Source organism: Streptomyces sp. NPDC059906 (assembly GCF_042730645.1).
Taxonomy (GTDB): domain Bacteria; phylum Actinomycetota; class Actinomycetes; order Streptomycetales; family Streptomycetaceae; genus Streptomyces; species Streptomyces rubrogriseus.
In genome coordinates this window covers 1-26,003 of record NZ_JBHWKU010000001.1, presented here as the reverse complement: position 1 = coordinate 26,003, position 26,003 = coordinate 1, and the positions used below count along the sequence as shown (strand labels likewise).

The 26,003-nt window shown below is 72.6% G+C and carries 22 protein-coding genes and 1 pseudogene; 7 read left to right on the top strand and 16 right to left on the bottom strand.

The annotated features are described in order from the left end of the window. Positions 1–9: 9 nt before the first annotated feature. From ACFV9J_RS00115 to ACFV9J_RS00070, 10 genes are all read right to left on the bottom strand, one after another. On the bottom strand, positions 10–636 hold the full coding sequence (locus ACFV9J_RS00115) for a TetR/AcrR family transcriptional regulator (protein ID WP_385347534.1): 627 nt from the start codon (positions 634–636) through the stop codon (positions 10–12). After that, complete coding sequence (locus ACFV9J_RS00110) at positions 624–1,367, bottom strand: enoyl-CoA hydratase family protein (protein WP_385347531.1); 744 nt, start codon at positions 1,365–1,367, stop codon at positions 624–626. Before ACFV9J_RS00110 ends, ACFV9J_RS00115 begins: the two co-directional genes overlap by 13 nt. Then, on the bottom strand, positions 1,364–2,932 hold the full coding sequence (locus ACFV9J_RS00105) for a 4-coumarate--CoA ligase family protein (RefSeq protein WP_385347527.1): 1,569 nt from the start codon (positions 2,930–2,932) through the stop codon (positions 1,364–1,366). Before ACFV9J_RS00105 ends, ACFV9J_RS00110 begins: the two co-directional genes overlap by 4 nt. Positions 2,933–3,030: 98 nt before the next feature. After that, complete coding sequence (locus ACFV9J_RS00100) at positions 3,031–4,179, bottom strand: acyl-CoA dehydrogenase family protein (RefSeq protein ID WP_385347524.1); 1,149 nt, start codon at positions 4,177–4,179, stop codon at positions 3,031–3,033. 34 nt (positions 4,180–4,213) lie between these two features. After that, positions 4,214–6,100, bottom strand: coding sequence for a biotin carboxylase N-terminal domain-containing protein (locus ACFV9J_RS00095; protein ID WP_385347521.1), 1,887 nt, complete (start codon positions 6,098–6,100; stop codon positions 4,214–4,216). Positions 6,101–6,113: 13 nt separating this feature from the next. Then, a complete protein-coding gene (locus ACFV9J_RS00090) occupies positions 6,114–7,712 on the bottom strand; it encodes an acyl-CoA carboxylase subunit beta (protein ID WP_385347518.1) in 1,599 nt (532 codons plus the stop codon). 78 nt (positions 7,713–7,790) lie between these two features. Further along, a complete protein-coding gene (locus ACFV9J_RS00085; protein WP_385347515.1) occupies positions 7,791–9,491 on the bottom strand; it encodes an acyclic terpene utilization AtuA family protein in 1,701 nt (566 codons plus the stop codon). Next, positions 9,488–10,300, bottom strand: coding sequence for a TIGR03084 family metal-binding protein (locus ACFV9J_RS00080; RefSeq protein ID WP_385347512.1), 813 nt, complete (start codon positions 10,298–10,300; stop codon positions 9,488–9,490). The genes ACFV9J_RS00085 and ACFV9J_RS00080 overlap by 4 nt, the downstream gene beginning before the upstream one ends. 151 nt (positions 10,301–10,451) lie before the next feature. Continuing rightward, positions 10,452–12,236, bottom strand: coding sequence for a serine/threonine-protein kinase (locus ACFV9J_RS00075; protein ID WP_385347510.1), 1,785 nt, complete (start codon positions 12,234–12,236; stop codon positions 10,452–10,454). A 100-nt stretch (positions 12,237–12,336) separates the two neighbouring features. Continuing rightward, on the bottom strand, positions 12,337–13,314 hold the full coding sequence (locus tag ACFV9J_RS00070) for a DMT family transporter (RefSeq protein WP_385347507.1): 978 nt from the start codon (positions 13,312–13,314) through the stop codon (positions 12,337–12,339). 196 nt (positions 13,315–13,510) lie between these two features. Here ACFV9J_RS00070 and ACFV9J_RS00065 point away from each other — a divergent pair, with 196 nt between their 5' ends. Further along, positions 13,511–13,963: an NUDIX hydrolase gene (locus tag ACFV9J_RS00065; protein WP_385347505.1), complete on the top strand. Its 453-nt coding sequence runs from the start codon at positions 13,511–13,513 to the stop codon at positions 13,961–13,963. 9 nt (positions 13,964–13,972) lie between these two features. Here the strand turns inward: ACFV9J_RS00065 and ACFV9J_RS00060 are convergent, their stop codons facing one another. From ACFV9J_RS00060 to ACFV9J_RS00050, 3 genes are all read right to left on the bottom strand, one after another. After that, positions 13,973–14,560 carry a DinB family protein gene (locus ACFV9J_RS00060; RefSeq protein ID WP_385347502.1) on the bottom strand — a complete coding sequence of 196 codons (588 nt, stop codon included), beginning with the start codon at positions 14,558–14,560 and terminating at the stop codon, positions 13,973–13,975. A 95-nt stretch (positions 14,561–14,655) separates the two neighbouring features. Next, positions 14,656–16,236, bottom strand: coding sequence for an FG-GAP-like repeat-containing protein (locus ACFV9J_RS00055; protein WP_385347499.1), 1,581 nt, complete (start codon positions 16,234–16,236; stop codon positions 14,656–14,658). Between the two features lie 42 nt (positions 16,237–16,278). Beyond that, the gene (locus tag ACFV9J_RS00050) at positions 16,279–17,094 is read right to left on the bottom strand and encodes a class I SAM-dependent methyltransferase (RefSeq protein ID WP_385347497.1); all 816 of its coding nucleotides are present in this window, start codon (positions 17,092–17,094) and stop codon (positions 16,279–16,281) included. Positions 17,095–17,149: 55 nt separating this feature from the next. Here ACFV9J_RS00050 and ACFV9J_RS00045 point away from each other — a divergent pair, with 55 nt between their 5' ends. After that, on the top strand, positions 17,150–17,869 hold the full coding sequence (locus tag ACFV9J_RS00045; protein WP_385347494.1) for a GntR family transcriptional regulator: 720 nt from the start codon (positions 17,150–17,152) through the stop codon (positions 17,867–17,869). A gap of 97 nt (positions 17,870–17,966) precedes the next feature. After that, on the top strand, positions 17,967–18,257 hold the full coding sequence (locus tag ACFV9J_RS00040; RefSeq protein WP_385347491.1) for a hypothetical protein: 291 nt from the start codon (positions 17,967–17,969) through the stop codon (positions 18,255–18,257). A 63-nt stretch (positions 18,258–18,320) separates the two neighbouring features. Here the strand turns inward: ACFV9J_RS00040 and ACFV9J_RS00035 are convergent. Then, positions 18,321–19,057 (bottom strand): annotated as a pseudogene (locus tag ACFV9J_RS00035) (transposase). 42 nt (positions 19,058–19,099) lie between these two features. Further along, entirely contained in the window at positions 19,100–19,573 is a 474-nt protein-coding gene (locus ACFV9J_RS00030) for a hypothetical protein (RefSeq protein WP_385347488.1), read from the bottom strand. A gap of 395 nt (positions 19,574–19,968) precedes the next feature. Here ACFV9J_RS00030 and ACFV9J_RS00025 point away from each other — a divergent pair, with 395 nt between their 5' ends. From ACFV9J_RS00025 to ACFV9J_RS00015, 3 genes are read left to right on the top strand one after another with little or no spacing between them, the layout of a single operon-like run. After that, a complete protein-coding gene (locus ACFV9J_RS00025) occupies positions 19,969–20,220 on the top strand; it encodes a hypothetical protein (protein ID WP_385347485.1) in 252 nt (83 codons plus the stop codon). Beyond that, entirely contained in the window at positions 20,217–20,513 is a 297-nt protein-coding gene (locus ACFV9J_RS00020) for a hypothetical protein (protein WP_385347482.1), read from the top strand. Before ACFV9J_RS00025 ends, ACFV9J_RS00020 begins: the two co-directional genes overlap by 4 nt. 59 nt (positions 20,514–20,572) lie before the next feature. After that, a complete protein-coding gene (locus tag ACFV9J_RS00015) occupies positions 20,573–21,280 on the top strand; it encodes a hypothetical protein (protein WP_385347479.1) in 708 nt (235 codons plus the stop codon). A 483-nt stretch (positions 21,281–21,763) separates the two neighbouring features. Here ACFV9J_RS00015 and ACFV9J_RS00010 read toward each other — a convergent pair whose 3' ends face one another. Next, positions 21,764–24,619, bottom strand: coding sequence for an FAD-binding and (Fe-S)-binding domain-containing protein (locus ACFV9J_RS00010; protein WP_385347476.1), 2,856 nt, complete (start codon positions 24,617–24,619; stop codon positions 21,764–21,766). Between the two features lie 110 nt (positions 24,620–24,729). Between ACFV9J_RS00010 and serC the strand changes: the two genes are divergently transcribed. Then, positions 24,730–25,848, top strand: a complete 1,119-nt coding sequence (gene serC, locus ACFV9J_RS00005) for a phosphoserine transaminase (RefSeq protein ID WP_385347473.1) — start codon at positions 24,730–24,732, stop codon at positions 25,846–25,848. Positions 25,849–26,003: the final 155 nt, after the last annotated feature.

The window sequence follows — 26,003 nt, the reverse complement described above, 5'->3', positions numbered from 1 at the left end:
CCGGCCGTCTCAGTCCAGCGCAGCGTCCAGGAGCCGGGCCCACTGCTCCACCACCCGTTCCCGCCGGGCCCCGTCGTCGGTGAGGAGGTTGGCCAGGCCCAGGCCGCGGGCCATGTCCAGGAGGCCCTGGACGGTCTCGCGGGCGCCGGGGCGGGTCTCGTCGGCGCCCAGGAGGTCGACGGCGATGCGGTGGCTCTCGCGGCCGACGCGGGCCTCCAGCTCGGTGACCCGGCCGCGCAGCTGCTCCTCGTTGGAGGCGGCCACCCACAGGTGCAGGGCGGCGCGGAAGAGCGGGCCGGTGTAGAGGTCGACGAGGGCGGCGACCACCGCGCGCCGGTCGTCGGCGGCGGCGCCCTCGGGGAACAGGGCGCGCAGCGCGACGGAGCGTTCCTCGGCGACGTACTCCACGGCCGCGGTGAAGAGGTCCTCGCGGGTCGGGAAGTGGTGCTGGGCGGCGCCGCGGGAGACCCCGGCGTGTTCGGCGACGACGGAGACCGTGGAGCCGGCCCAGCCGCGTTCGGCGAGGCAGGCCACGGCGGCTTCCAGGAGCCGTTGCCGGGTGGCCCGGCTGCGGTCCTGCTTGGGCACGCGCTCCGCGCGGTCGGCCGCGTTCACGGCGCCGCTCACACCACCCATTCCGGATCCCGTCGTTCGAGGAAGGCCGTCATCCCCTCGCGGGCCTGCGGGGAGGCGAACAGCCGGGCCGAGAGCGCGGTGAGGTCGGCCGCGTCCCGGTCGAAGGCCTCCAGCACCCTAGCCGTGAGCAGCCGTTTCGTCTCGGCCAGGCCCTGCGGTGAGGCACGGCGCACACCGTCGAGGACGGGTTCGAGTACGGCGTCCACGTCGGCGCCCGCCGCAGTGACCAGGCCGGTGCGGGCGGCCTCGGCGGCGTCGAAGCGCTCGCCGGTGAGGTAGTAGCGGGCGAGGGCGCGGGGGTCGGCGCGGGGCAGCAGGGTCAGGGAGATGACGGCGGGCGCCACGCCGATGCGGACCTCGGTGAAGGCGAAGGTCGACTCCGTGGATGCCGCCGCGATGTCGCAGGCGGCGACCAGGCCGAGCCCGCCCGCGCGGACGTGCCCGGCGACCCGGGCGATCACCGGTTTCGGCACCTCGGCGATCCGCCGGAACAGGCCGACCAGGGCGTCCGGGTCGGGCGGGTCGCGCAGGTCGGCACCGGCGCTGAAGGTGGTGCCGGTGTGGGTGAGGACGACGGCGCGGACGCCGGGGTCGTCGCCCGCCCGCGTGAGGGCGTCGCCGAGGTCCCCGACGAGGGCGGCGGACAGGGCGTTGCGGTTGTGCGGGGAGTCGAGGGTGAGGGTCTCGACGCCCCGCGCGCGCGTGCGGTCGACGCGGGCGGTCGGGGTCACTGCCGCTCCCTCAGCTCGCGGCGGAGGATCTTGCCGGACGCGGCACGCGGGACGGCGTCCACGAAGGTGACCTTGCGGACGCGTTTGTAGGGGGCGACGCGTTCGGCGACGTACATCATGATCTCGCCCTCCGCGAGGTCGGGTGCGGCCGGCTGGCGGACGACGAAGGCGTGCGGTACTTCGTTGCCGTCGTCGTTGTACTCGCCGATGACGGCCGTGTCGGCGACGCCGGGGTGGGTGAGCAGGAGGGCCTCCAGTTCGGCGGGGGCCACCTGGAAGCCCTTGTACTTGATCAGTTCCTTGACGCGGTCGACGACGAACAGCCAGCCGTCGGCGTCGACGTGTCCGACGTCCCCGGTGTGCAGCCAGCCGTCCTCGTCGATCATGGCGGCGGTGGCGTCGGGGCGGCCCAGGTAGCCCTTCATGATCTGGGGGCCGCGGATGAGGATCTCCCCGGACTCGCCCGCGGGCAGGTCCTTGCCGGGGTCGGTGAGGGAGACGACGCGCATCTCGGTCCCGGCGATGAGCCTGCCGACGGTGCCGGGCGGCGCGTCGGCCATGGCGTCCAGGGGGACGACGTGGGTGCCCGGGGACAGTTCCGTCATGCCGTAGGCCTGGCCGACGGGCGGCAGGCCGAGCCGCTGCGAGCAGGCGGCGGCGAGACGCGCGTCCAGCGGGGCGGCGGCGCTGACGATGTACTTCAGCGAGGAGAGGTCGTAGTCGGCGACCAGGGGGTGCTTGGCGAGGGCCAGGACGATCGGCGGGGCGACGTACAGGCTGGTGATGCGGTGGTTCTGGATGGCGGCGAGGAACTGCTCCAGGTCGAAGCGGGGCAGGACGACGACGGTGGCGCCGAGCCTGAGCGGGGCGTTCATCAGGGCGGTCAGGCCGTAGATGTGGAAGAACGGCAGCACGGCGAGGACGCGGTCGCCGGGCGCGGACGGCATCGACGGTTCGAGCTGGGCGAGGTTGGTGGCGATCTGCCGGTGGGTGAGCATGACGCCCTTGGCGGTGCCGGTGGTGCCCGAGGAGTATGGCAGGGCGGCGACGTCCTCGGCCGGGTCGAACGCGACGGAGGGTTCGGGTGCGGTCGAGGCCAGCATGTCGATGAGCGAGCGGTGACCGGGCGCGCTGTCGCAGACCAGGATCTCCTCGACGCCGCCCGCGAGTTCGGCGGCCCGGCGGGCGGTGGACAGCAGCGGCGACACGGTGACGATCCAGCGGGCCGCGCTGTCCTTCAGCTGCTTGGCGAACTCCTCGGCGGTGGCGAGCGGATGCACCGTGGTGACGGAGGCCCCCGCGCGGGTGGCGGCGTAGAAGGCCAGCGGGAAGGCGACGGTGTTGGGGCTGTGCAGGGCGAGGACGTCGCCCTTGCGCACGCCGCTCTCGGCGAGGGCGGCGGCGACGCGCCGGTGGAACCGGTCCACCTGCTCGTAGGTGAGGGTGGTGCCGTCGGTGCCGTCGATCAGCGCCGGGGTGCTCCCGAAGGCGGCGGCCCCGCCGAGCACGGCGTCGTGGATGGGCAGGTCGACGGGCGGGACGTCTGCGTACTCGCTGCGGAACACGGTTCCTCCAACGCGGGCTGGATACGGCCTGGTACGGGGCCAGTACGGGGGCTAGTACTGGCCCAAGTACTAGCCCAAGTACTGGCCCAAGTACTGGCCTAGTACGACTTGGGCAGGCCCAGGGTCTGGTGGGAGACGTAGTTGAGGATCATCTCCCGGCTCACGGGGGCGATACGGGCCACGCGCGAGGCCGTTATCAGCCGGGCGAGCCCGTACTCGCGGGTGAGGCCGTTGCCGCCGAGGGTGTGCACGGCCTGGTCGACGGCCTTCACACAGGCCTCCCCGGCCGCGTACTTGGCCATGTTGGCGGCCTCGCCCGCGCCGACGTCGTCGCCCGCGTCGTACAGATGGGCCGCCTTCTGCATCATCAGGCGGGCGAGTTCGAGATCGATGTGCGCCTGGGCGAGGGGGTGGGCGATGGCCTGGTGGGCGCCGATGGGGGTCTTCCAGACGGTGCGCTCGCGGGCGTACTCGAGGGCGCGGGAGAGGGCGTAGCGGCCCATGCCGATGCCGAACGCGGCCGTCATGACGCGCTCGGGGTTGAGGCCCGCGAAGAGTTGCAGGAGCCCCGCGTCCTCGTCGCCGACCAGGGCGTCGGCGGGCAGCCGTACGTCGTCGAGGGTCAGCTCGAACTGCCGCTCCACGGCGTTGAGTTCCATGTCGATGGGGCGGCGCTCGAAGCCCTCGGCGTCGCGCGGGACGATGAAGAGGCAGGGCTTGAGTTTTCCGGTGCGGGCGTCTTCGGTGCGGCCGACGATCAGGGTGGCGTCGGCGATGTCGACGCCGGAGACGAAGACCTTGCGGCCGGTGAGGATCCAGTCCCCGGTGGCCGGGTCACGGCGGGCGGTGGTGGTGATGCGGTGGCTGTTGGAGCCGGCGTCGGGTTCGGTGATGCCGAAGGCCATGAGGCGGGTGCCGTCGGCGAGGGGCGGGAGCCACTCGCGTTTCTGCTCCTCGGTGCCGAAGCGGGCGATGACGGTGCCGCAGATCGCCGGGGAGACGATCATCATGAGGAGGGGGTTGCCTGCGGCGCCCAGCTCTTCGAGGACGAGGGCGAGTTCGGTGATGCCGGCACCTCCTCCGCCGTATGCCTCCGGCAGGTTGACGCCTATGTAGCCGAGCTTGGCTGCGGCTTGCCAGAGGCGGGTGTTGTCCTCGGCGCCGGTGGTGTGGGGGTGGGTCTGGGCGAAGGCCGATACCGCTGCGCGGAGGGACTTGTGCTCTTCGGATTCGATGAGGGTGGTCATCTCTGTGCTCCTTCGGGTGCGGGCTTCGTCGTGGTTACTCGCGCAGTTCCCCGCGCCCCTGACCGGCGTCTCCCTCTACTACGGCCAAGAGGGCGCCGACCTCCACTTGCCGTCCGGGAGCCACCTGGAGCGCCGTCAATTTCCCCGTCACCGGGGCCGTGATCCGGTGCTCCATCTTCATGGCCTCCAGCCACAGCAACGGCTGGCCCGCCTGGACGGTGGTGCCCTCGGTCAGGCCCTCCGCGACGCGGGCGACCGTGCCCGGCATGGGGGCCAGGAGGGAGCCGGGGGCGTGCTGGGCGGTGGGGTCGGGGAAGCGGGGCAGGGCGGTGAGGCGCGTGGTGTTGACGTGGATCTGGTCGCCGTGGCGGGCGATGTCGAAGGGGCGTTGTACGCCGTCCGTTTCGAGGACGACCCGGTCGGGGCCCGCGTGGACGACGCGGACACCCTCGGCCGTGAGGCCCGCGCGGGTGTGGTGGTAGCGGACCTCGTGTTCCTCTCCCGCCATGGCGTAGCGCTTGACCTGCGGTTGTGAGGGCAGGTTGCGCCAGCCGCCGCCGAAGCGGCCCCCGTTGACGGTGGCGTCGGCCAGGGCGGCGGCGAGCGGGGCGAGGGGGTCGGGGGCGGACTGCGTCAGGCCGGCCAGGTGGCGGTCGTAGAAGCCCGTGTCCATGCGGCCGGAGGTGAACTCCTCATGGCGCAGGGAGCGGACGAGGAGGTCGCGGTTGGTGACCGGGCCGTGGATCGCGGCGCGTTCCAGGGCCCCGGCGAGTCGGCGGACGGCCTCCGCGCGCGTGGGTGCGTGGGCGACCGCCTTGGCGAGCATCGGGTCGTAGTGGACGCCGATGTCGTCGCCGTCGGTGTAGCCGGTGTCCAGGCGGATGCCGTCCGGGACGGCGAGGCGGTGCAGGCGGCCGGTCTGCGGGGCCCAGCCGTTGGCCGGGTCCTCGGCGTAGAGGCGGGCCTCGACGGCGTGGCCACGCGCGCGTGGGGGGTCGGTTTCGAGGGCGTGGCCCTCGGCGATCCGGAGCTGAAGGGCGACGAGGTCGATGCCGAAGACCGCCTCCGTGACCGGGTGTTCGACCTGGAGGCGGGTGTTCATCTCCAGGAAGTGCGCCGTGCCGTCGGCGACGAGGAACTCGACGGTGCCCGCGCCGACGTAGTCGACGGCACGGGCGGCCCGTACGGCGAGGTCGTGGAGTTCGGCGGTGAGCCCGGGAGGCAGGCCGGGCGCCGGGGCCTCCTCGATCACCTTCTGGTGGCGGCGCTGGAGGGAGCAGTCGCGGGTGCCGAGCGCCCACACCGTGCCGTGGGTGTCGGCGAGGATCTGCACCTCGACGTGGCGGCCGTTCTCCAGGTAGGGCTCGACGAAGACCTCGCCGTCGCCGAAGGCGCTCGTGGCCTCCGCGCGGGCGGCGGTCAGTTCGGCGTCGAGGTCGGCGAGGTGGCGTACGACGCGCATACCGCGTCCGCCGCCGCCCGCCGCCGCCTTCACCAGCACCGGCAGGTCGGCCTCGGTGACGTCCGCGGCGTCGGTGCGGGGGGCGATGCCCATCAGTTCCTTGGCGCGGGTCTTGGACGCCATCGCCTCGATGGCCCCGGGCGGCGGTCCGATCCACACCAGCCCCGCGTCCCGTACGGCGCGCGCGAAGTCGGCGTTCTCGGAGAGGAAGCCGTAGCCGGGGTGGACGGCGTCGGCCCCGGCGGCGACGGCGGCCTTCACGATCAGGTCGCCGCGCAGGTAGGTGTCGGCGGGGGCCGCGCCCGGCAGGCGTACGGCGGCGTCGGCCACGCGCGCGTGGAGGGCGTTCGCGTCGGCGTCCGAGTGCACGGCGACGGTGCGGACGCCCGACTCGCGGCAGGTGCGGAAGACGCGGCAGGCGATCTCGCCGCGGTTGGCGACGAGGACGGAAGTGATCACTGGTTACTCACCCTCACATGCGGAAGACGCCGAAGCCGCCGCGCGCGCCCTCGTAGGGGGCGGTGTGCACGGCGGACAGGCACAGGCCGAGGACGGTGCGGGTGTCGCGGGGGTCGATGACGCCGTCGTCGTAGAGCCGCCCGGACAGGAACATGGGCAGCGACTCGGACTCGATCTGCTGCTCCACCATGGCGCGCAGGGCCGCGTCGCCCTCGTCGTCGTAGGGCTGTCCCTTCGCGGCGGCGGACTGGCGGGCGACGATGGACAGGACCCCGGCGAGCTGCTGCGGGCCCATGACGGCGGACTTGGCGCCGGGCCAGGCGAAGAGGAAGCGCGGGTCGTAGGCGCGGCCGCACATGCCGTAGTGCCCGGCGCCGTAGGAGGCGCCCAGGAGGACGGACAGGTGGGGGACGCGGGAGTTGGAGACCGCGTTGATCATCATGGCGCCGTGCTTGATGATCCCGCCCTGCTCGTACTCCTTGCCGACCATGTAGCCGGTGGTGTTGTGGAGGAAGAGGAGTGGGATGTCGCGCTGGTTGGCGAGCTGGATGAACTGGGCCGCCTTCTGTGACTCCTCGCTGAAGAGCACCCCCTGGGCGTTGGCGAGGATGCCCACCGGGTAGCCGTGCAGGGCCGCCCAGCCGGTGGTCAGGCTGGTCCCGTACAGGGGCTTGAACTCGTCGAAGTCGGAGCCGTCGACGATCCGGGCGATCACCTCGCGCGGGTCGAAGGGGGCCTTGAGGTCGGCGGGGACGATGCCGAGCAGGTCCTCCGGGTCGTACTTCGGGGGTTCGGCCAGGGGCGGGTCGGCGTACGCCTTGCGGTGGTTGAGGCGGGCGACGACGCGGCGGGCCTGGCGCAGGGCGTCCGGTTCGTCGACGGCGAAGTGGTCGGCGAGGCCGGAGGTGCGGGCGTGCATCTCGGCGCCGCCGAGCGACTCGTCGTCGCTCTCCTCGCCGGTGGCCATCTTGACCAGCGGCGGGCCGCCGAGGAACACCTTGGCGCGCTCCTTGACCATGATGGTGTGGTCGGACATGCCGGGGATGTAGGCGCCGCCGGCCGTGGAGTTGCCGAAGACGACGGCGATCGTGGGGATACCGGCCGCCGACAGCCGGGTGAGGTCGCGGAAGATCGCGCCGCCCGGGATGAAGATCTCCTTCTGGGAGGGCAGGTCGGCGCCGCCGGACTCCACCAGGCTGATGCAGGGCAGCCGGTTGGCGAGGGCGATGTCGTTGGCGCGCAGGGCCTTCTTCAGCGACCAGGGGTTGCTGGCGCCGCCGCGCACGGTCGGGTCGTTGGCGGTGATCAGGCACTCGACGCCCTCGACGACACCGATGCCGGTGACGAGGGAGGCGCCGACGGTGTACTCGCTGCCCCAGGCCGCGAGCGGCGACAGCTCCAGGAAGGGCGTGTCGGGGTCGAGGAGCAGTTCGATGCGCTCGCGGGCCAGCAGCTTGCCGCGCTTCCGGTGCCGGGCGACGTACTTCTCGCCGCCGCCCGCGAGGGCCTTGGCATGTTCGGCGTCCAGGTCGGCGAGCTTGGCGAGCATGGCCTCGCGGTGCGCGCGGTGGTCGGGGTCGGTGGGATCCAGGGCGGAGGCGAGGACGGTCACGGCAGGACCTCCGGGGCGGGGGTGTACGGCGGGACGGTCACAGGAGGGCCTCCGGGACGGGGGCGTACGGCGGGACGGTCACAGCAGGCTCTCCGGGATGTCCAGGTGCCGGGCGCGCAGCCATTCGCCGAGCGCCTTGGCCTGCGGGTCGAAACGGGCCTGCGCGGCGACGCCCTCGCCGAGGATGCCCTCGACGACGAAGTTGAGGGCGCGCAGGTTGGGGAGCTGGTGCCGGGTGACGGGCAGGTCGCGGGCCTCGGGGATCAGTTCGCGGAACCGGTCGGCGGTCAGTGCGTGGGCGAGCCAGCGCCAGGCGTCGTCGGTTCTGGCCCAGACGCCGACGTTGGCGTTGCCGCCCTTGTCGCCGCTGCGGGCACCGGCGACGAGACCGAGGGGGGCGCGGCGGACGGGCCCCGGGGGGAGCGGCTGCGGGAGGGGTGGTTCCGGTACATGTGCGAGTACGACGGTGTCCTGGGCCTGGGCCTGGGCCGGGGCCTGGACCTGGGCCGGTGACACGCTCACGCGCCGCCCGTCATGGAGGACGGCCACATGGTCGACGGCCCCATGGGGGACGTACACATCCTCGAAGACCCCATAGGGCGCGCCCTTCCCAGGTGGCGCGAGCACATGGAATCCGGGGTAGCCGGCGAGGGCCAGTTCGATCGCGGCGCCGCTCAGCGCCCGTCCCACGGCCTGCTGGTCGGCGTCCCGGACGACGAGCCTCAGCAGGGCGCTGGCCGTCTCCTCGGTGGGGGCGTCGGGCCGGTCGGTGCGGGCCAGGTCCCAGCGGACGTCGGTGATCTTGCCGAGGGCGGGTTCCATCTGCGTCCGGACCAGGTCGGCCTTGGCCTCGATGTCCAGGCCGGTGAGGACGAAGGCGACCTCGTTGCGGAAGCCGCCGAGGCGGTTCAGGCCGACCTTGAGGGTGGATGGCGGGGCCTCCCCGCGCACGCCCACCACGCGGACGCGGTCAGGCCCGTCCTGGCTCAGCCGTACGGTGTCCAGCCGGGCGGTGACGTCGGGTCCGGCGTACCGGGCGCCGCCCGTCTCGTACAGCAGTTGGGCGGTGACCGTGCCGACGTCGACGAAGCCGCCGGTGCCGTCGTGCTTGGTGATCACCGAGGTGCCGTCGGCGTGCAGTTCGGCGAGCGGGAAGCCGGGGCGCCGTACGTCGCCGTCCTGGAAGAAGGCGTAGTTGCCGCCGGTCGCCTGTGCCCCGCATTCCAGCAGGTGCCCGGCGACGACCGCGCCCGCGAGCCGGTCGTACTCCGTGGGCCCCCAGCCGAAGTGCGCGGCGGCGGGCCCGGTGACCAGTGCGGCGTCGGTGACCCGGCCGGTGACCACCACGTCCGCGCCGGCCCGCAGGCACGCGGCGATGCCGAAGCCGCCGAGGTAGGCGTGCGCGGCCAGCGTGCCCGGGTGGGCGGCGGTGAGGTCGTCGCCCTCGACGTGCGCGACCCGCACCGGGATGCCGAGCCGCTCGGCCAGTGCCCGTACGGCGTCGGCGAGTCCGGCCGGGTTGAGGCCGCCCGCGTTGGCGACGATCCGCACGCCCCGCTCGTGGGCGAGGCCGAGGCTCTCCTCCAACTGCCGCAGGAAGGTGCGGGCGTATCCCGCGCCGGGGTCCTTCAGCCGGTCCCGGCCGAGGATGAGCATGGTCAGCTCGGCGAGGTAGTCGCCGGTGAGGACGTCCAGCGGGCCGTCGGTGAGCATCTCGCGCATGGCGTCGAAGCGGTCGCCGTAGAAGCCGGAGGCGTTGCCGACGCGGAGCACGCTCACCGGGGCTCCCCCTGCGCCGGGCGTCCGGCTCCGGGCGGGCGTCCGGCTCCCGGCGGTCCGGCGAAGGCCTGGGCGATGTCCAGCCAGCGGTCGGCGTCCGGGCCCTCGGCGGTGAGGGCGAGGTCGGCGCGGTGGGCGCGCTGGGTGGCCAGGAGGCAGAAGTCGAGCGCGGGGCCGGTCACGCGCTGGGCGGCGTCCTCGGGGCCGTACGCCCACACGTCCCCGCCCGGGGCGGTGAGTTCGACGCGGAACGGCTCGGCGGGCGGGGTGAGCCCGTGGGCGGCGTAGGCGAAGTCCCGGGCGCGGACGCCGATGCGGGCGATGTGCCGCAGCCGGCCGGTGGGCGGGCGGGTCACGCCGAGGGCGACCGCGATGTCCAGGCCGTGGGCCCAGGTCTCCATCAGGCGGGCGGTGGCCATGGAGGCGGTGGCCATGGGCGGGCCGTACCAGGGGAAGCGGGCGCCGGGGGCGGCGGTGCGCAGCGCCTCGTCGAGGGCGGCGCGGCCCTCCCGCCAGGCCGTGAGCAGCGCGGCGGGGTCCTGCTTCGCCCCCTCCTCGGCGCCGTCGTCGACGTACCGGTCGGGTGCGGCGAGCGCCAGCTCGACCAGCGCCCCGAACCCGTCCTCGTCGGTGACCGCGGTCAGGGCGGCCCGGTCGGTCCAGTTCAGGTGCGCGATCTGGTGGGCGATCGTCCAGCCGGGCGCCGGGGTGGCCCGGCGCCAGCCCTCGGGGCTCAACTCGGCTACCAGGGCGTCGAGTTCCTCGCTCTCCTCGCGCAGGTCGTCGATCACGGGTGTCGGGTCGGACACGGTCGCTCCCCTCGGGCACGGCGGCGTGCGGCGCGGTGTGGTGAGGAGCATGGCAGGGCGGCCGGTAACAATCAAGCACGCTTGCATGATTTTGCCCGACGGGCGGGCGGCCCCGGGATCCTTGGTCAGGAAGGGCTTCGGATCAGCGCGGTCACCCGGCCGCAGGCCAGACCGTCAGATCCATGGTGACGAAGCCGACGTCCGGCAGGGCGGTCGACTTGGTCTGGATGACCATCAGCGCGATGTCACCGTTGCGGTGTTTGACGCAGATCTCGCTTCCCGCCGCCTTGTCGGCCAGCAGGAGCTCGTGGGAGGCCTCTTGGTCGGCGGTCAGCTGACGGCACGTCTCGTACGTAGCGCCGGGGCCGAGGATGTTGTGGACCATCACGCTGGTGTCGCTCGTCAGCTCGCAGCCCGCGCTCTCGCAGCCGAAACGGACATCTCCCTTGCGGTTCTTGCTCTCCTCGCCGTTGTGGATGTTCACCGAGTTGTCCTGGGTGAGCAACGGGGTGATGTAGACGTGGGCCTGCGGAGCGGTGGCACCGGCCGTGGGGCCGTCAGCCGCCGTGTCCGACGTACCGCCGGACGAGCGGGCACCCGGGCCGGTCGTCGACGCGGCGGCCTCCCCGCCCGACGCCGCCCCCTCCGCCACCGGACGGGGCGTACCGGACGCCGACTCGGGCGCCGACGCGGACTCCGACGCCGATGCCGTCGCGGCCGCGTCCCGGGCCCGGTCCAGGCCGCGTCCCGCCGCGTCCAGGAGGGCCGTTCCCGCCGCGATCACGAGGCCGCACGCGACGACGGCGGCGGCCGTGATCAGGACGGCGTTCCTCCGGCGGCGCCTGCGCTCCTCCGGCCCGTCCGGCCGCCGCGGCGGCGCGAACGGGCCGCCCGGTCCGGCGGCGCCCGGCCAGGGCGGGGGGACGGTCCCCTGTGGGACATGGCCCTGCGGGACGGTCCAGGGCGTGGTGTGCACCGCGGTCGGGCCCGGGGCCGCGACCGGAGCCGCGGCGGTCGCGGGCCCGGTGGCCGCGACCGGCGGCGGGACCGTCACCGGCGGCCCCGCGATCTCCCGCCACACGGCCGGACCGGCCTCCTCCCCGCCGTCCCGGCCCAGTTCCCGGCGGCACCACTCGACGATCTCCGCGGGGGTGGCCCGCTCCTCGGGGTCGGTTGCCAGGCAGCGGCCGAGCAGGTCGCGCAGGCGTTCGGGCAGCTCGGAGAGGTCTGGCTCGGAGTGGACGATCCGGTACAGCACGGTGGCGGCCGGTCCGTCGCCGTACAGGGGCTTGCCCAGTGCCGCGAACGCGGCCGTCTGCCCGAGCGAGAAGATGTCGGTGGCCGCCGTGATGGCGCCCGCGGAGGCCTGCTCGGGGGCCATGTACTGGGGCGTGCCGATGGTGGTGCCCGTGGCGGTGTGCGCGGTGCTGTCGGCGGCGAGCGAGATGCCGAAGTCGATGACGCGCGGTCCGTCGGCGGCCAGCAGGACGTTGGCCGGTTTGAGGTCCCGGTGCACGATCCCCGCCGCGTGGATGGCCTGCAGCGCCTCGGCGACCCCGGCCATCAGCCAGAGCACGGCGGGCACCGGCAGCGGCCCGCTCCGGGCGACGGCGCCCGCGAGGGAGGGCCCCGGCACGTACAGGGTGGCCAGCCAGGGCGGGGCGCCGTCCGGGTCGGCGTCGATCAGTTCGGCGGTGTAGGCGCCCTTCACCCTGCGGGCCGCCGTGATCTCCCGGCCGAAACGCCGCCGGAAGGTCGCGTCGTCGGCCAGTTCCGACCGTACGACCTTGATGGCCACGGGCCGGCCGCCCCGGGTGTGCGACAGGTACACCCGGCCCATGCCGCCCGCTCCGAGCCGGGCCGCGAGACGGTAACCGGCCACGGTGCGCGGATCGTCGTCCTGCAAGGGCTGGAAGACCTCGGCCGTGTGATTCATCGGTTCCCTCCCCATGATCCCGATGAGCTGACCAGGTACGCAGCCTATGCTCCGCGGGCGGCGGTCACGCACGCCGGGGCGGTCACGCACGCCGGGGCGGTCACGGCAGCTCGGGGAGCGGCGCCTTCGTCCGCCGCCGCCCCACCTGGGTCCGCACCGCGCCCATGCTGGCCGCGATGACCAGGGCGATGGCGGCGGACTGGGTGGCGGTCAGGGCCTGGTCGAGGATGAGGAAACCGGCCGCCGCGGCGATGGCGGGCTCCAGGCTCATGAGGATGGCGAAGGTCGGCGCGGGCAGACGGCGCAGCGCGAGGAGTTCGAGGGTGTAGGGCAGGACGGAGGAGAGCAGGGCGACGCCGGCGCCGAGCGCGAGCGTCACCGGGTCGATCAGCTTCGGCCCCGACTCGACGATGCCGAGCGGCAGGAACAGCAGCGCGCCGACCGCCATCGCCAGCGCCAGCCCGTCGGCCTGCGGGAAGCGGCGTCCGGTGCGGGCGCTGAAGACGATGTACGCCGCCCACATGGCGCCCGCCGCCAGGGCGAAGGCGGCACCGGCCGGGTCGAGGCCCTCGAAGCCGCCGCCGCCCAGCAGGAAGACGCCGGCCAGGGCGAGCGCGGCCCAGACCAGGTTCACCGCACGGCGGGAGGCGAAGACGGACAGGGCGAGCGGGCCGAGCACCTCCAGGGTGACGGCGGGGCCGAGCGGGATGCGGTCGACGGCCTGGTAGAAGAGGCCGTTCATGGCGGCCATGGCGATGCCGAAGACGACGACCGTGCCCCAGTCGGCCCGGGAGTGGCCGCGCAGCCGGGGGCGGCAGACCAGGAGCATGACGACGGCGGCCACGGCCAGCCGCAGGGTCACCACGCCGAGCGCCCCGGCCCGCGGCATCAGGCTCACCGCCAGCGCGGCACCGAACTGCACGGAGATGCCACCGGCGAGGACCAGGCCGACGGGGCCGAGGGCGCCGAACCGCCCGCCCGGCGCACCGTCCGGCACGGACGCGTGACCGACGGCGGGCGCGGCGGCGGGCGCGGCGGCCGGGGACGAGGTGCCGGGGGTGGCGCTGGGGGTACTCACGGGGGCTCCGGGACGGTGTGCGGACGGGCGTCGTTCGACATACTGCACTGCACGGTCCAGAGTAATGGACCATGTCAGGCACGTAGCCGTTTTACGCAACTGTCGGGGCCGGGGTGTCCGGCTGTCAACGCACGTCCGACTGGCGAGCCGGGTACCGCCCCCGCCCGGCCCCGCACCGAGCGGGTACGGTCGCCGGGTGAGACGACTCCTGACCCGCCTCTGGCGCCTGCTGCGCCCCGTCCAGAGCCGCCTGATGTGGCTGGTGAACGCCAAGTTCGTGGTCGGCGTGACCGGCGTCGTGCGGGACGACGAGGGGCGGGTCCTGATGCTGAAGCACCGGTTGTGGGCGCCGGGCCGCCAGTGGGGTCTGCCGAGCGGCTTCGCGCACAAGGGCGAGGACTTCCGGCAGACCGTCGTCCGGGAGGTCAGGGAGGAGACCGGGCTCGACGTGGAGGCGGGCCGGCTGGTCATGCTCAACAGCGGCCTGCGCACCCGCCTGGAGGTGGCCTACGAGGCCCGTCTCCTGGGCGGCGAGCTGCGCCTCGACCCCTTCGAGATCCTGGAGGCCCGCTGGTGCCGCCCGGACGAGCTGCCCGAGGACGTCCAGCCGGTCTGCCGTCCGCTGGTACGCGGCGAGAGGGCGCCCTGACCGGGCCGGTCACCCCATGCTCTTGGCGCCGTCCAGGGCCTCCCGGATGATGTCGGCGTGGCCGGCGTGCTGGGCGGTCTCGCCGATGACGTGCATCAGCACCCGGCGTGCCGACCACTCGGTGTCGGCCTCGAACCACGGCGCCTTCGGCAGCGGATGGGCGGCCCCCAGGTCGGGCAGAGCGGCGATCAGCTCCTCGGTCCGGCGGGCCACCTCGGCGTAGTCGTCCAGCACGCCGGCCAGCGTCTCGCCGGGCAGCATCTTGAACTCGTCGGCCCGCTGGGCGAAGTCGGCCTCGGTCATGGCCGCGAAGTCGCCCATCGCGGAGGGGCCGTTCGCGATGAAGGCGGTCCAGTTCCGCTCGGCCGCGGCCGTGTGCTTGATCAGGCCGCCCAGGCACAGCTCGCTGACGGTGGTCCGGAGCCCGGCCTGCTCGTCGGTGAGGTCACGGGTGGTGAAGCGCAGGAAGTGCCGGTGCTTGGCCAGCGTCTCCAGCAGGTCGGCCCGCTCGCCGGTGAGGGGCTTGGTGATGGACTCGGTGGTCGCCTCGGCGCTGGACTCGGCGATGGGCTCGGTGGTGGGCTCGATGGTGCTCATGGGGTCTCCGCCTTCCGCTGTTCCTGCTCCGTCGGTCGAGGACCACGCTACGACCGATCTAGGTCAATCCATGTCCTAGATCGGGCCCGGAGCGCCTAGTGGGCGATCCCCCCACCGCCCATCAGCAGGTCCAGCCCCTTGGTGTCGTCGAAGGTGCCCTCGGTCAGCCGGGTGACGCCGGTCGTGGACGGCCCCTCGGCGGTGCCCCACAGCAGGTACGCGACGCCCTCGACCGTGTCGCTGCCCGGCGCGGTCACCACGAGGTCGGCCCGGCCGTCGCCGTCCAGGTCGGTGAGGCCCACGGCGGCGCCGAAGTCCGCGTCCCCGCCCGGCGCGGCGCCGAGGTCGTCCCCGTCGAACAGCCGGGCGCCCGCACCGCTGAGCCCGTCCGGTCCCCCCGCGAGGAACAGCACCTGCTCCGGCCCGGGCTCCCCGTACACGTCCCACCGGGGAGCCCCGGCCACCACGTCCGCGTACCCGTCGCCGTTGACGTCCCCGGTGTCCAGGCTGGTGAGGACGGCGTCCTCGTCCTGGGGTTCGTCGCCGGGCACGCCGGGGGTGTCGCGGTCGACCGTGGTCGTACGCGTCCCCGGTCCGCCCTCCGACCCGTACACCACCGTCACCGAGCTCCGGCTCGCGTCGCCGCCTCGGGGACTGAGGACCAGGTCGTCGGTGCCGTCCCCGTCCACGTCGCCGATCGCCCCCTCGCCGGCGTCGGGGAGCCGGACGTCCCCGGGCTGCGTGAAGCCGTCCCGGCCGCCGCGCAGGTAGCTCACCGGCTGGGTCCGGTCCCGCCAGGGCACCTCGCCTCCGGTGTCGGCGTCGTGGATGCTCACCAGGTCGTCGACGCCGTCGCCGTCGAGGTCCCCGGCGAGGAGGTCGTCGTAGTTCGCGCTCTCGACGTCCGGTGCGGGGCGGCGCGGAGCAGCGACCCGGCCCGTCCCGGCGGGGGTGCCGTCCCGCCCGAAGGGCCCCTTCAGCAGCCCCTTGCCGGAGCCGAGCCCGAAGACCAGGTCGGGGTGCCCGTCCCCGTCGAAGTCACCGCCGGCGAGCTGCTCGTCCAGGATCGGGTCGTCGCCCCAGGCGACGTGACTGCCGTCCGTCCCCGGCACCCGGACTGCACGCGAGAGCCCGTTCTCGGACCCCCACATGATGATCACGCTCGGCTTCCAGTCGAAGACGGAGGCGGCGAGATCGGTGTACCCGTCCCCGTCGAAGTCGCGGGCCACGACATCGCTCCCGAAGAACGACTCGTCCCGGTTCTTCCCCGGTATCCCGGCGTCGTCCTGCGTCAGGTGCTGACACCGGGCGATCCCGGTCCCGTCCCCCGCCCCGTACGCGACCTCGACACTCCCCCCGCCGTACCCGCCCGGCACGTCTCCCATCGAGCCGAGCGCCAGGTCGGGATGCCCGTCCCCGTCGAAGTCGGCGGCGCCGTCCGACGCGGGCCGGTCCGACGCGGAGGAGGGGGACGCGGAGGAGGGGGACGCGGTGCCGTGAGCGCCGCCGCCGGTCCCGCAGCCGTACGGCGCGGCGATGTCGACGGCCCCGTCGTCGGCGATCACCAGACCCGCGGCGACCGCCAAGGCGACGAGCGCCGCACCGCCCCCGACCACCCACGGCCGCCTGCCGCCCCGCCACCGCGACGCCTGCCCCTGATCACCCGAACCGTCCATACGAACGATCACGCACCCGTCGCGGCACGCGGTTCCGACCCCTCACACGGGCCGACGCGCCACAGCCAGCAGGTGCGAACTCGCCGCCAGCAACTCGGGGTAGGGCTCGGCCATACGAGCCGCACCGAGCACCGACTCGAACAGGCTCGACTCACGGAACGACTGACCCGTGTTCCGCTCCGCTGCCGCCAGCAGGGACCAGGCAGGCCCCTCGATCCCGAAGACGGACGCGTCCGGGAACCCCGCCGCCGCGACCTCCTCGCGCAACTGCTCCCCGGTGTGGAAGTACGCCGTGGTGAACGCCTTCTTCCCATCGTGGATCTGGGTCGCAAGGATGGTCCCGATGCTCTCCCGCATCGACTCCTTGTGCAGATGTGCGTAGGCGGCGTGCTCAAAGAGCGACGCGTACCGGTTGATCCCGGCGACCGCGAGGAGTCCGCCCGGCCGGAGCACCCGAAGTGCCTCCGCCAGCGCACGGTCCCGGTCCACCCGCTGCGGCAGGTGGTACATCGGACCCAACACGAGTACGACGTCGTAGGCGCTGTCGTCGGCCGTGAGGTGTCGGGCGTCGCCCAGCTCGGCGGTCGCGCCAGTGGCCACCGCCTGTTCGATGTGGCGGGGAATGGGATCGACCACGTGCACCTCGTACCCGTCCTCCACCAGCCATCGCGCATGCGTGCCGGGACCACCTCCGACGTCGAGCACCCGGGCCGGTGGCGAGGGGAGATGGCGGCGCAGCAGCTCCTGCGTGCGTACCATCTCCAGACGCCCGTCGGCAGTACTGACCAACCGGTCCGCCTCGTCGACGGTCTCGCTGTAGAACCTCACGATCTCCGGCGTCACCTCAAGGCTCGTCATCCGTACATTGTTACGGCGTACCGGTGGACCGGTCCAGTGATCGGGAAGGAGCGCCATGCCGCTGCTGAAGTACGAGCAGATCGCCGACGATCTGCGCACCCGCATCGCGAACGGCGAGTTCGGGACGGGCGACCTCCTGCCGTCGGGCCGTGATCTGGCCGAACAGTGGGGTGTGTCACGGGCCACCGTTGTCAAGGCCTACGACACCCTGCGTCACGACGGGCTCGTGGCCGCCCGGCAGGGCTCCGGCTACGTTGTGACGGAGACACCCGTCGCCCGCCCCGCCGGTGGACGCCGGGCGGGCTCGACCCGCCTGTCGGGGGGAGCGCCGTACCGCCGACTGGGCACACCGGATCGCGCGGTGCCGCCCGCCCACGTCACCGAGGCCCTGGGGTTGACGCACGGCGAGAAGGCCTTGCGTCGTGTTCGGCTCGTGCTCCTGGACGACGGTTCTCCGTACAGCCTGGTGACCGCATGGTTTCCGGCCTCCGTGGCGGACGCCGCGCCGCGACTGTCCGCCAAGGGGCCGATCGCCGAGGGCACGACGCACTACGTCCGCCGCGAGACGGGCCATTCCCCGGTCGAGGGCGTCGACGTCACAACGGTGCGACTGGCCACGGACGAGGAGGCACGACACCTGGATGTGGAGCGGCCCGCAGCAGTGGCCGTCGTCCTGCACACAGCGTTCGACCAACGACACCACGCGCTGGTGTGCGAGGAGGGCATCACACCGGCCCACGCCTTCGAGCAGATCGACAGCTACCCCATGGGCTAGCGACACACCGCTTCGGACGAAGCGGCACGTGGATCAACCAAGTTCTGGTGCAAGCGCACCTCTTCACGCGGTGCCTGCCGGCCGACAGACTGTGGCCGTGGACAACCGACCGGCGCCCGGCGCACTGGCACCCCACCGGTACTCCTACCTCGAAGACGCCCTGGAACTGTGTGAGGCAGACCTCGACGCGGACGACCCGGATCGTCGTCGAGCGGCGCAGCTCGCCAACCTGTGTGTACAGGTCTTCCGGGAGTACGCGACGCTTATGCAAGAAGCAGACCAGCACCTGCCCAAAGCAGCGCGAGACCGAATCATCCCCGTGCACGTGGAGCGATCCATCGAAGGCCTTTCGCGCCTGGCGGAGATATTGGCCATCGACCTCGACTAAAGGCTGTCCCGTAATGATCAACGGAGTGGACGGTTCCATCGAGCATGGTCGACTCGGGCCGGTCTATCCGGCGAGCGCGAGGTTGTGCAGGCGGGCGATGCCAAGCATGGCGTGATGAACACCGTCTCCCTTCAAGCGGCAGTCGCGGAGGATCGTCCAGCTCTTCATGCGGGCGAAGGCGTGCTCGACACGAGCACGGACCTTGCGGTGTGAGCGATTGTGCTCCTCTTTCCAGACTGGGAGTTCGGCCTGGCCGGGCTCGCGACGGTGGGGGATCACCAGGCCGGTGCCACGGTAACCGCCGTCAGCGATCACCGTCGCGTTGCCGACGGCCGGCTTCACTCCGGACAACTCCCATGCCCTGCAGTCGTTGCGGTTACCGGGCCAAGGCCGACCCACGGCGACGACCAGTTGTGTATCTGCGTCAATGACGACCTGGTGGTTGGTGGAGTACCGATAGTTCTTCGACTGCTCGGCCACTGAATGGTCACGCGTGGGCACCAAGGTGCCGTCCACGATGAGCACGGTGTCCTTGTGGAAACGACGGCGCGCCCGCAGCGCGAGCAGCGGCGGCCCCAGACGGTTGATGACGCGGTCTGGCGCAGCGTCAGGTTGGTTCTCCAATACGCTGCCACCAGCAGGACGCGGTCCTCCAGCAGCAGGCTCCACGGCCGGCCTCGACGGACTACGTCAGCTCCCTCACGACGCAGGGCGGTCACGAACTTGCCGAAGCAGCGTGGGCTCAGCCCCGTGAACGGGTCTATCCAGGACGGCTCAGACGCTGTGATCACACATGACACGGTCGAGATCATCGCAGAGCAAGATCACTTACGAGGCGGCCCTTACAGGCGGAACCGCCTGGGACGCCAAGACCATCCCGCGTCGAGGACCGATCGCCGCAGGACGTTGCTCATCTCGCGTGTGTCCAGCGTCTTGACTCTGCGGCGGCGGCCATCAGGCCCCCGCTCGTATGTCCACTCCACCGAGAACCCGTGACCACGCCCGTACGCACGCGACGCGGACAACTTCCCCCTGGAACTCGTTCGCTGCTCCTGCAGAACTCGTACCTCATGGCATCCGGGATCCATGTGCATCCTGATCGTCAGACGTTGGTCGACCTGTTGACCGGGCGAGCGGCGCAGGATCCGCCACTCCGCCACCAAGTCGCCCTTCTCCGCAGGGTCGGCCAGCCGCACGCGGCAGGGCACGCCCGGCCCGTTCACCGAGAGCAGCGCGTCCCGGACCTCGGCAATGGCGAGCGGTGCAACGCCGCTGACGGGATGCCGGGTTCCGGTCAATCGTTTGAAGAAACCCACCGGATCAGACTACGGCGGGCAGGCCGATGGTCAGGGGAGCCCCTTCCCGTTGCGGGACAACCTTTAGACCGCGGAAGCACCAGCGACGACTGAGACGCAAGGTGACGACGAGCCAGGAGCCCCGTCGCATCGAACAGCCCCGCCTGAAGCGGTAGTCAACGCACCGGCCGATCTGTGGCATCTGCGCGTTCCGCAGGAGTGAGCGGACGACGATTACTGCCGATTCGCTTGACTGGACCGGTCCACCGGTCCAGTCTGACTCTCGGAGTCGCGTGACAGCGGAAGGCGCCGCATCTCGGTCGCGGCCAGTCACGTAGTCAACATGCCGAAGCCCCGGCGGCCGTCCGACCGGCCCCGGGGCATGGCCACCAGCCAAACCCAAAGGAGCTGATGACATGAACGAGCCTATCGGTCGCCTCTGCACACGGGTGAGCTTGCTGCTCAAGCCCCGAGGCACCCACCGCCGCACCGGCCCGCGCCCGGCAACCCGTACCGCGCCGCCCCCTCCGTCCACCGTCGGCGTGATCACCCTCCCCTCCCACCGCAGTCCCTACGGCCTGCCCACGGCCCTCGACGGCGCCGAGACCGTGGCCGTCCGCCCCTACCTGCTCGCGGGCACGCTGTACGAACTGGAGGCGGCCGCATGACGACACCGCGCGAACCTCGACTGCTCCCCTGGTCCGGCCCCGAGGGCAGGCCCTGCTACCTGATCACCGACGACAACGGCGGCCCCGTCTCACGGCTTGCCGACACCGCCGAGTCCACTCAGCTCGGCATGGGAGCGGAACTCCTCGCCCACGCCCACGACCTCCTCCCCCGCACCCCGCTCGGCGAACTCCGCTACCTCGCCGAATCCCTCGCGGACGCGCTACGGGTGGCCGAGAGCCGGGGGCGGAGGCTGAGCGACCTCCGTCAAGTCGACTCACTGACCAAACCCTGATAGGGCCCATCCAGCAGACGCATATGATCGCGTCACAAATCGACGTAGGGGCGGGGAAGATGACGGACGTGAGTGGCAGACGGAGATCCCTGACGGCGGTGTTGACGACAGCAGCATGCCTGCTGTTCTCCGGCTGCGGAACCGAAGCCGAAACACCCGAGGCGCCTTCGTCGGCCACCGCATCCCCTCCGAGCACAGCTCCTTCCGCCACCAGCGTCGACGGCAAACCAGTCTCGGTTCTCGACATCGGCCGCGTGAAGGAAGTACTGCCCGACGAAGCCGCACTACCGGGCTGGTCGCGCATCGTTGAGCCATTGGTGACCACCGACCAGTTCATGTGCCAGGGAGTGATGGCACATGGCTGCCCCGGCCTTGTAGCCCTGGGCCAAAGCGACTTCAAGCGCGACGGCCGGACCCCTGGCGAGAGCATCCGACTGACTTTCGCCCTGTACTCCTGCTCCAGCGAAAGCGCCGCGCACGATCTCTACGCCTCGCTGAACCTGAGTGGCGCGCAAGTCGGCCTTTCCGAATCTCTGGGAGACGAGCAAACAGCTACCCGAGATGTGCTCAAGTCATCCGCGGATGTCCAGCCGACGCTGCTCTCCGTGAAGGCCCGAAGCGGCACGACCCTGCTGTGGGTCACCGCAATGACATCTGAGCAGAAGACCACGAAGGAGCGGACCCAAGCGGCACTGAGACTGCTTCGTGATCGGGTCCAGCAAGCCAAGGAGGGCATCAAACCCAACGTGGGCGCAAGGATCAGTTGAGACGTCGCCTCTCATCAAGGCATGTAATCCCCACGGGGCATCCCGTCCGCCGTGACCAGACTACGGATTGACGTCCAAGTACCGCTCAGGACTGATTCATCGAGCGCCTTCAGAACCCTAACTTCGACTGCATGCCCAGCAGATCGAACACCTCACGCAGAGCCGTCCTGACCGCACTGCTCGCGGGAGCCGTGTCCGTCCCCCTTCTGGGAGCCGCCCCAGCGTCGTCAGCGCCCGCCGCCGTACTGGCGTTGCCCTCCCCCACCGGCGCCCGCCCGGGCCGGCTGGGGCCGGCAGATCCGACGGTCCCGCTCTTGGGTGAGCGGAGTTGGTACATCACCCGCGATTTCACCCGCGCCTTCTTCGGCCTCCACCTGCGAGGCCTCCCCCAACCGCTCCTCCAGGGCGCCACGCCCTCCCACCCGGAGGTCCGGTTCCACCGGCCGTAGAAGTCACCAGCGCGACGGCCCTCATTCCAGCCCCTCATTCCAGCCCCTCCGCCAGCACCTCCGCCAGATGCCGCCCCCGCACCCCCGCCAGCTGTTCCAGCTGGGTCCGGCACGAGAAACCGTCCGCCAGGACCACCGCGCCGTCCGGGGCCTCGCGCACCGCGGGGAGGAGCTGGTCCTCGGCGCACGCGGCCGACACCTCGTAGTGGCCGTCCTCGAAGCCGAAGTTGCCCGCGAGGCCGCAGCAGCCGCCGCTCAGCTCACCGGTCAGGCCTGCCGACTCCCGCAGGCGCCGGTCGGCCGCGTCGCCCAGGACCGCGTGCTGGTGGCAGTGGGTCTGGCCGACCGCCGGGAGGTTCACGGCAGGGGGGTTCCAGTCGGGGGCGTGGCGCTCCAGCGCCTCCGCGAAGGTCAGGACGCGCGAGGCCAGCCGGGCCGCGCGCGGGTCGTCGTGCAGCAGCTCGGGCAGGTCCGTGCGCAGGGCGGCGGCGCAGCTCGGCTCCAGGACGACGACCGGCGCGGACGTCTCCAGCACCGGCGCCATCAGGTCGAGCGTGCGGCGCATCACCGCCCGGGCCCGGTCTAGTTGGCCCGTGGAGACGTACGTCAGGCCGCAGCAGACCCGGCCGCCCCGACGGGCCGTCAGCAGCGCCAGGGGCGACTTCGACGTACCGTCGCCGACCACCCCGCGTCCCCGCAGCGTCGGCGGCAGCGCCACCCGCAGCCCCGCCGCCTCCAGCACCCGTACGGCCGCCCGGCCGACGGAGGGCGAGAGGTGCTCGGTGAAGGTGTCGGGCCACAGGACCACCAGGTCCCCGCCCGCGGCCGGCCGCCCTCCCCGCCTCCGCCACCACCTGCTGAACGTCTCCCCGGCCAGCCGCGGCACCTCCCGCTCCCCCGCGATCCCGCCCAGCCGCTTCGCCACCGCCGCCAACGGCCGCACCGACGCCAGCGCGTTGACGACCGGCGCCACCCGCGCCCGTGCCGCCCAGCGCAGCCACACCGGCAGCCAGCCCATCGCGTAGTGGGCGGTGGGGCGGCGGCGCCCGGCGTAGTGGTGGTGCAGGAACTCCGCCTTGTACGTGGCCATGTCGACCTCGACCGGGCAGTCGGAGCGGCAGCCCTTGCAGGACAGGCACAGGTCCAGGGCGTCCCGGACCTCCGTGGACCGCCAGCCGTCCGTCACCAGCTCGCCCGCGAGCATCTCGTGCAGCAGCCGGGCGCGCCCGCGCGTGGAGTGCGTCTCCTCCCCCGTCGCACGGTACGACGGGCACATCACGCCCGCCCCCGACACCGACGTCGTACGGCACTTGGCGACCCCGACGCAGCGGCGCACGGCCGCCGAGAAGTCGCCGCCGTCGGACGGGTAGCCGAACTCCACGTCCACCGGCTCGCGCGGCAGGACGGAGAAGCGGAGGTTGGCGTCGAGCGGCGCCGGGCGGACCAGCATGCCGGGGTTGAGGAGGTCGTCCGGGTCCCAGACGGCCTTCGCGCGCTCGAAGAGGGCGACCGTCTCTTCGTCGTACATCCTCGGCAGCAGCTCGGCCCGCGCCTGCCCGTCCCCGTGCTCCCCGGACAGCGAACCGCCGTGCGCCACCACCACGTCCGCCAGCTCCTCCGAGAAGCGGCGGAAGCGGGCGACCCCGGCCTCCGACAGCAGGTCGAAGTCGATGCGTACGTGGATGCAGCCGTCGCCGAAGTGCCCGTACGGCGTGCCGCGCAGCCCGTGGGCGGTGAGCAGGCGCCGGAAGTCGCGCAGATAGCCTCCCAGCCGGGCCGGCGGCACCGCGCAGTCCTCCCACCCGGGCCAGGCCTCCGAGCCGTCCGGCATCCTGGTCGCCGTACCGCTCGCGTCCTCCCGGATGCGCCACAGCGTCCGCTGCCCGGCCGGGTCGGTCACCACCCGCGCGTCCACGACGTCCGCCGCCCGCACCACCGCCTGCGCACGCGCGCGGGCCTCCGCCTCCGTGTCGCCGCCGGTCTCCACGAACAGCCAGGCCCCGCCCCGCGGCAGCCCCTCCGTGGACGGCACCAGGTCGACCGCCATGCCCTCCACCGTCAGCGGCCCGAACGGCAGCAGCCCGGCCGCCGCCTCCGCCGCGCCCGCCTCGTCGGCGTAGCCCAGCACGGCCAGCGCACGCGCGCGCGGAGACTCGACCAGCCGGACGACGGCTTCCGTCAGCACGCCGAGGGTGCCCTCCGAGCCGCAGAAGGAGCGGGCCACGTCCGCGCCCTTCTCCGGCAGCAGGGCGTCCAGCGCGTAGCCGGAGATGCGGCGCGGAAGGTCGGGGAAGCCGGTGCGCAGGCGCGCCAGATCACCGTCCACCAGCTCGCGCAGGCCCTCCGGCGCCCCGGACCACTCCTGCCCGAGCCGCAGCCGCCGCCCGCGCGCGGTGAGCACGGACAGCTCGCGCACGCTGTCGGCCGTCGTGCCCCAGGCCACCGAGTGGGAACCGCAGGAGTTGTTGCCGATCATGCCGCCGAGCGTGCAGCGGCCGTGGGTGGACGGGTCGGGCCCGAACCGCAGCCCGTGCGGCGCGGCGGCGTCCTGGAGACGGTCCAGGACCAGCCCCGGCTGGACGACGGCCGTACGCGCCTGCGGATCGATCCCGACCAGCCGGTTCATGTGCCGGGTGAAGTCCAGCACCACCCCCGTGCCCGTCGCCTGCCCGGCGATCGACGTACCGCCGCCTCGCGCGACGACCGGCACCCCGCGCTCCCGGCACACCTCCAGTACGGCCGCCACGTCGTCGGCGTCCCTGGGCGCGACCACCCCGAGCGGGACCCTCCGGTAGTTCGACGCGTCCATGGTGGTCAGCGCCCGGGACGTGGTGTCGAACCCGACCTCGCCGCGGACGGCCCTGCGCAGTGCTGCCTCCAGATCCGTCATGCCTCCAGCATGGGCTCTCGTAGCTCCGCACAGGTCCGCACGGCGGAGATCTCGTCTCATCGGACGGACATGTCTTCGCCCGGTTTGGCCGAGGCGATACCCTCCGGCTCGTGGCTGAGATCCAGATTCCTGCTGACATGAAGCCCGCGGACGGTCGTTTCGGCGCGGGTCCCTCCAAGGTGCGGGTGGAGGCGCTGGACGCCCTGGCCGCCACCGGTACGTCCCTGCTCGGCACCTCCCACCGCCAGGCGCCCGTCAAGAACCTGGTCGGCAAGGTCCGTGAGGGCATCCGCGAGCTGTTCCGGCTCCCCGAAGGCTACGAGGTGATCCTCGGCAACGGCGGCTCCACCGCGTTCTGGGACGTCGCGACCCACGGCCTGATCGAGAACAAGTCGCAGCACCTGAGCTTCGGCGAGTTCTCCTCCAAGTTCGCCAAGGCCGCGAAGCTCGCCCCGTGGCTGGCCGAGCCGACCGTCGTCGCCGCCGACCCGGGCACCCACCCCGAGGCGCGCGCCGAGGCCGGCGTGGACGTGTACGGCCTCACGCACAACGAGACCTCCACCGGTGTCGCCATGCCGATCAAGCGCGTCGCCGGCGCGGACGAGGGCGCCCTCGTCCTGGTCGACGCGACGTCCGGCGCGGGCGGCCTCCCGGTGGACATCGCCGAGACCGACGTCTACTACTTCGCCCCGCAGAAGTCCTTCGCCTCCGACGGCGGCCTGTGGATCGGCGTCTTCTCCCCGGCCGCGATCGAGCGCGCCGAGCGGATCCACGCCTCGGGCCGCCACGTCCCGGAGTTCTTCTCGCTCCCGACGGCGATCGACAACTCCCGCAAGAACCAGACGTACAACACCCCGGCGCTGGCCACCCTGTTCCTCCTCGGTGAGCAGCTGGACTGGATGAACGGCCAGGGCGGCCTGGACTTCACCACGGCCCGCACCAAGGACTCCTCGTCCCGCCTGTACACCTGGGCCGACGAGTCCAAGTACGCCACCCCGTTCGTCTCCGACCCGGCCAAGCGCTCGCAGGTCATCGGCACGATCGACTTCTCCGACGACATCGACGCCGCCGCCGTCGCCAAGGTGCTGCGCGCCAACGGCATCGTCGACACCGAGCCGTACCGCAAGCTCGGCCGCAACCAGCTGCGCGTCGCGATGTTCCCGGCGATCGACCCGGCGGACGTCGAGGCGCTGACGAAGTGCGTCGACTACGTCATCGAGAAGCTGTAGCCGCACCTCGCCGTACGACGACGGAGGGCGCCCCGCGGGTGTTACCCCCGGCGCGCCCCCCGCCACCCGGCGCCCCACACCACCGCGGACAAGTGCACCGCGGGGGCCCCGCGGGGGGGGGGGGGGGGCCAGGGTGCCCCGCCCAGGGGAATATA

Excerpts from the sequence above, each read along its gene's own strand:
- ACFV9J_RS00015 (WP_385347479.1), top strand. The coding sequence starts at position 20,573 with ATGACGGACGTGAGTGGCAGACGGAGATCCCTGACGGCGGTGTTGACG.
- ACFV9J_RS00050 (WP_385347497.1), bottom strand. The coding sequence starts at position 17,094 with ATGACGAGCCTTGAGGTGACGCCGGAGATCGTGAGGTTCTACAGCGAG.
- ACFV9J_RS00020 (WP_385347482.1), top strand. The coding sequence starts at position 20,217 with ATGACGACACCGCGCGAACCTCGACTGCTCCCCTGGTCCGGCCCCGAG.
- ACFV9J_RS00075 (WP_385347510.1), bottom strand. The coding sequence starts at position 12,236 with ATGAATCACACGGCCGAGGTCTTCCAGCCCTTGCAGGACGACGATCCG.
- ACFV9J_RS00060 (WP_385347502.1), bottom strand. The coding sequence starts at position 14,560 with ATGAGCACCATCGAGCCCACCACCGAGCCCATCGCCGAGTCCAGCGCC.
- ACFV9J_RS00055 (WP_385347499.1), bottom strand. The coding sequence starts at position 16,236 with ATGGACGGTTCGGGTGATCAGGGGCAGGCGTCGCGGTGGCGGGGCGGC.
- ACFV9J_RS00010 (WP_385347476.1), bottom strand. The coding sequence starts at position 24,619 with ATGACGGATCTGGAGGCAGCACTGCGCAGGGCCGTCCGCGGCGAGGTC.
- ACFV9J_RS00100 (WP_385347524.1), bottom strand. The coding sequence starts at position 4,179 with ATGACCACCCTCATCGAATCCGAAGAGCACAAGTCCCTCCGCGCAGCG.
- ACFV9J_RS00115 (WP_385347534.1), bottom strand. The coding sequence starts at position 636 with ATGGGTGGTGTGAGCGGCGCCGTGAACGCGGCCGACCGCGCGGAGCGC.
- ACFV9J_RS00025 (WP_385347485.1), top strand. The coding sequence starts at position 19,969 with ATGAACGAGCCTATCGGTCGCCTCTGCACACGGGTGAGCTTGCTGCTC.
- ACFV9J_RS00045 (WP_385347494.1), top strand. The coding sequence starts at position 17,150 with ATGCCGCTGCTGAAGTACGAGCAGATCGCCGACGATCTGCGCACCCGC.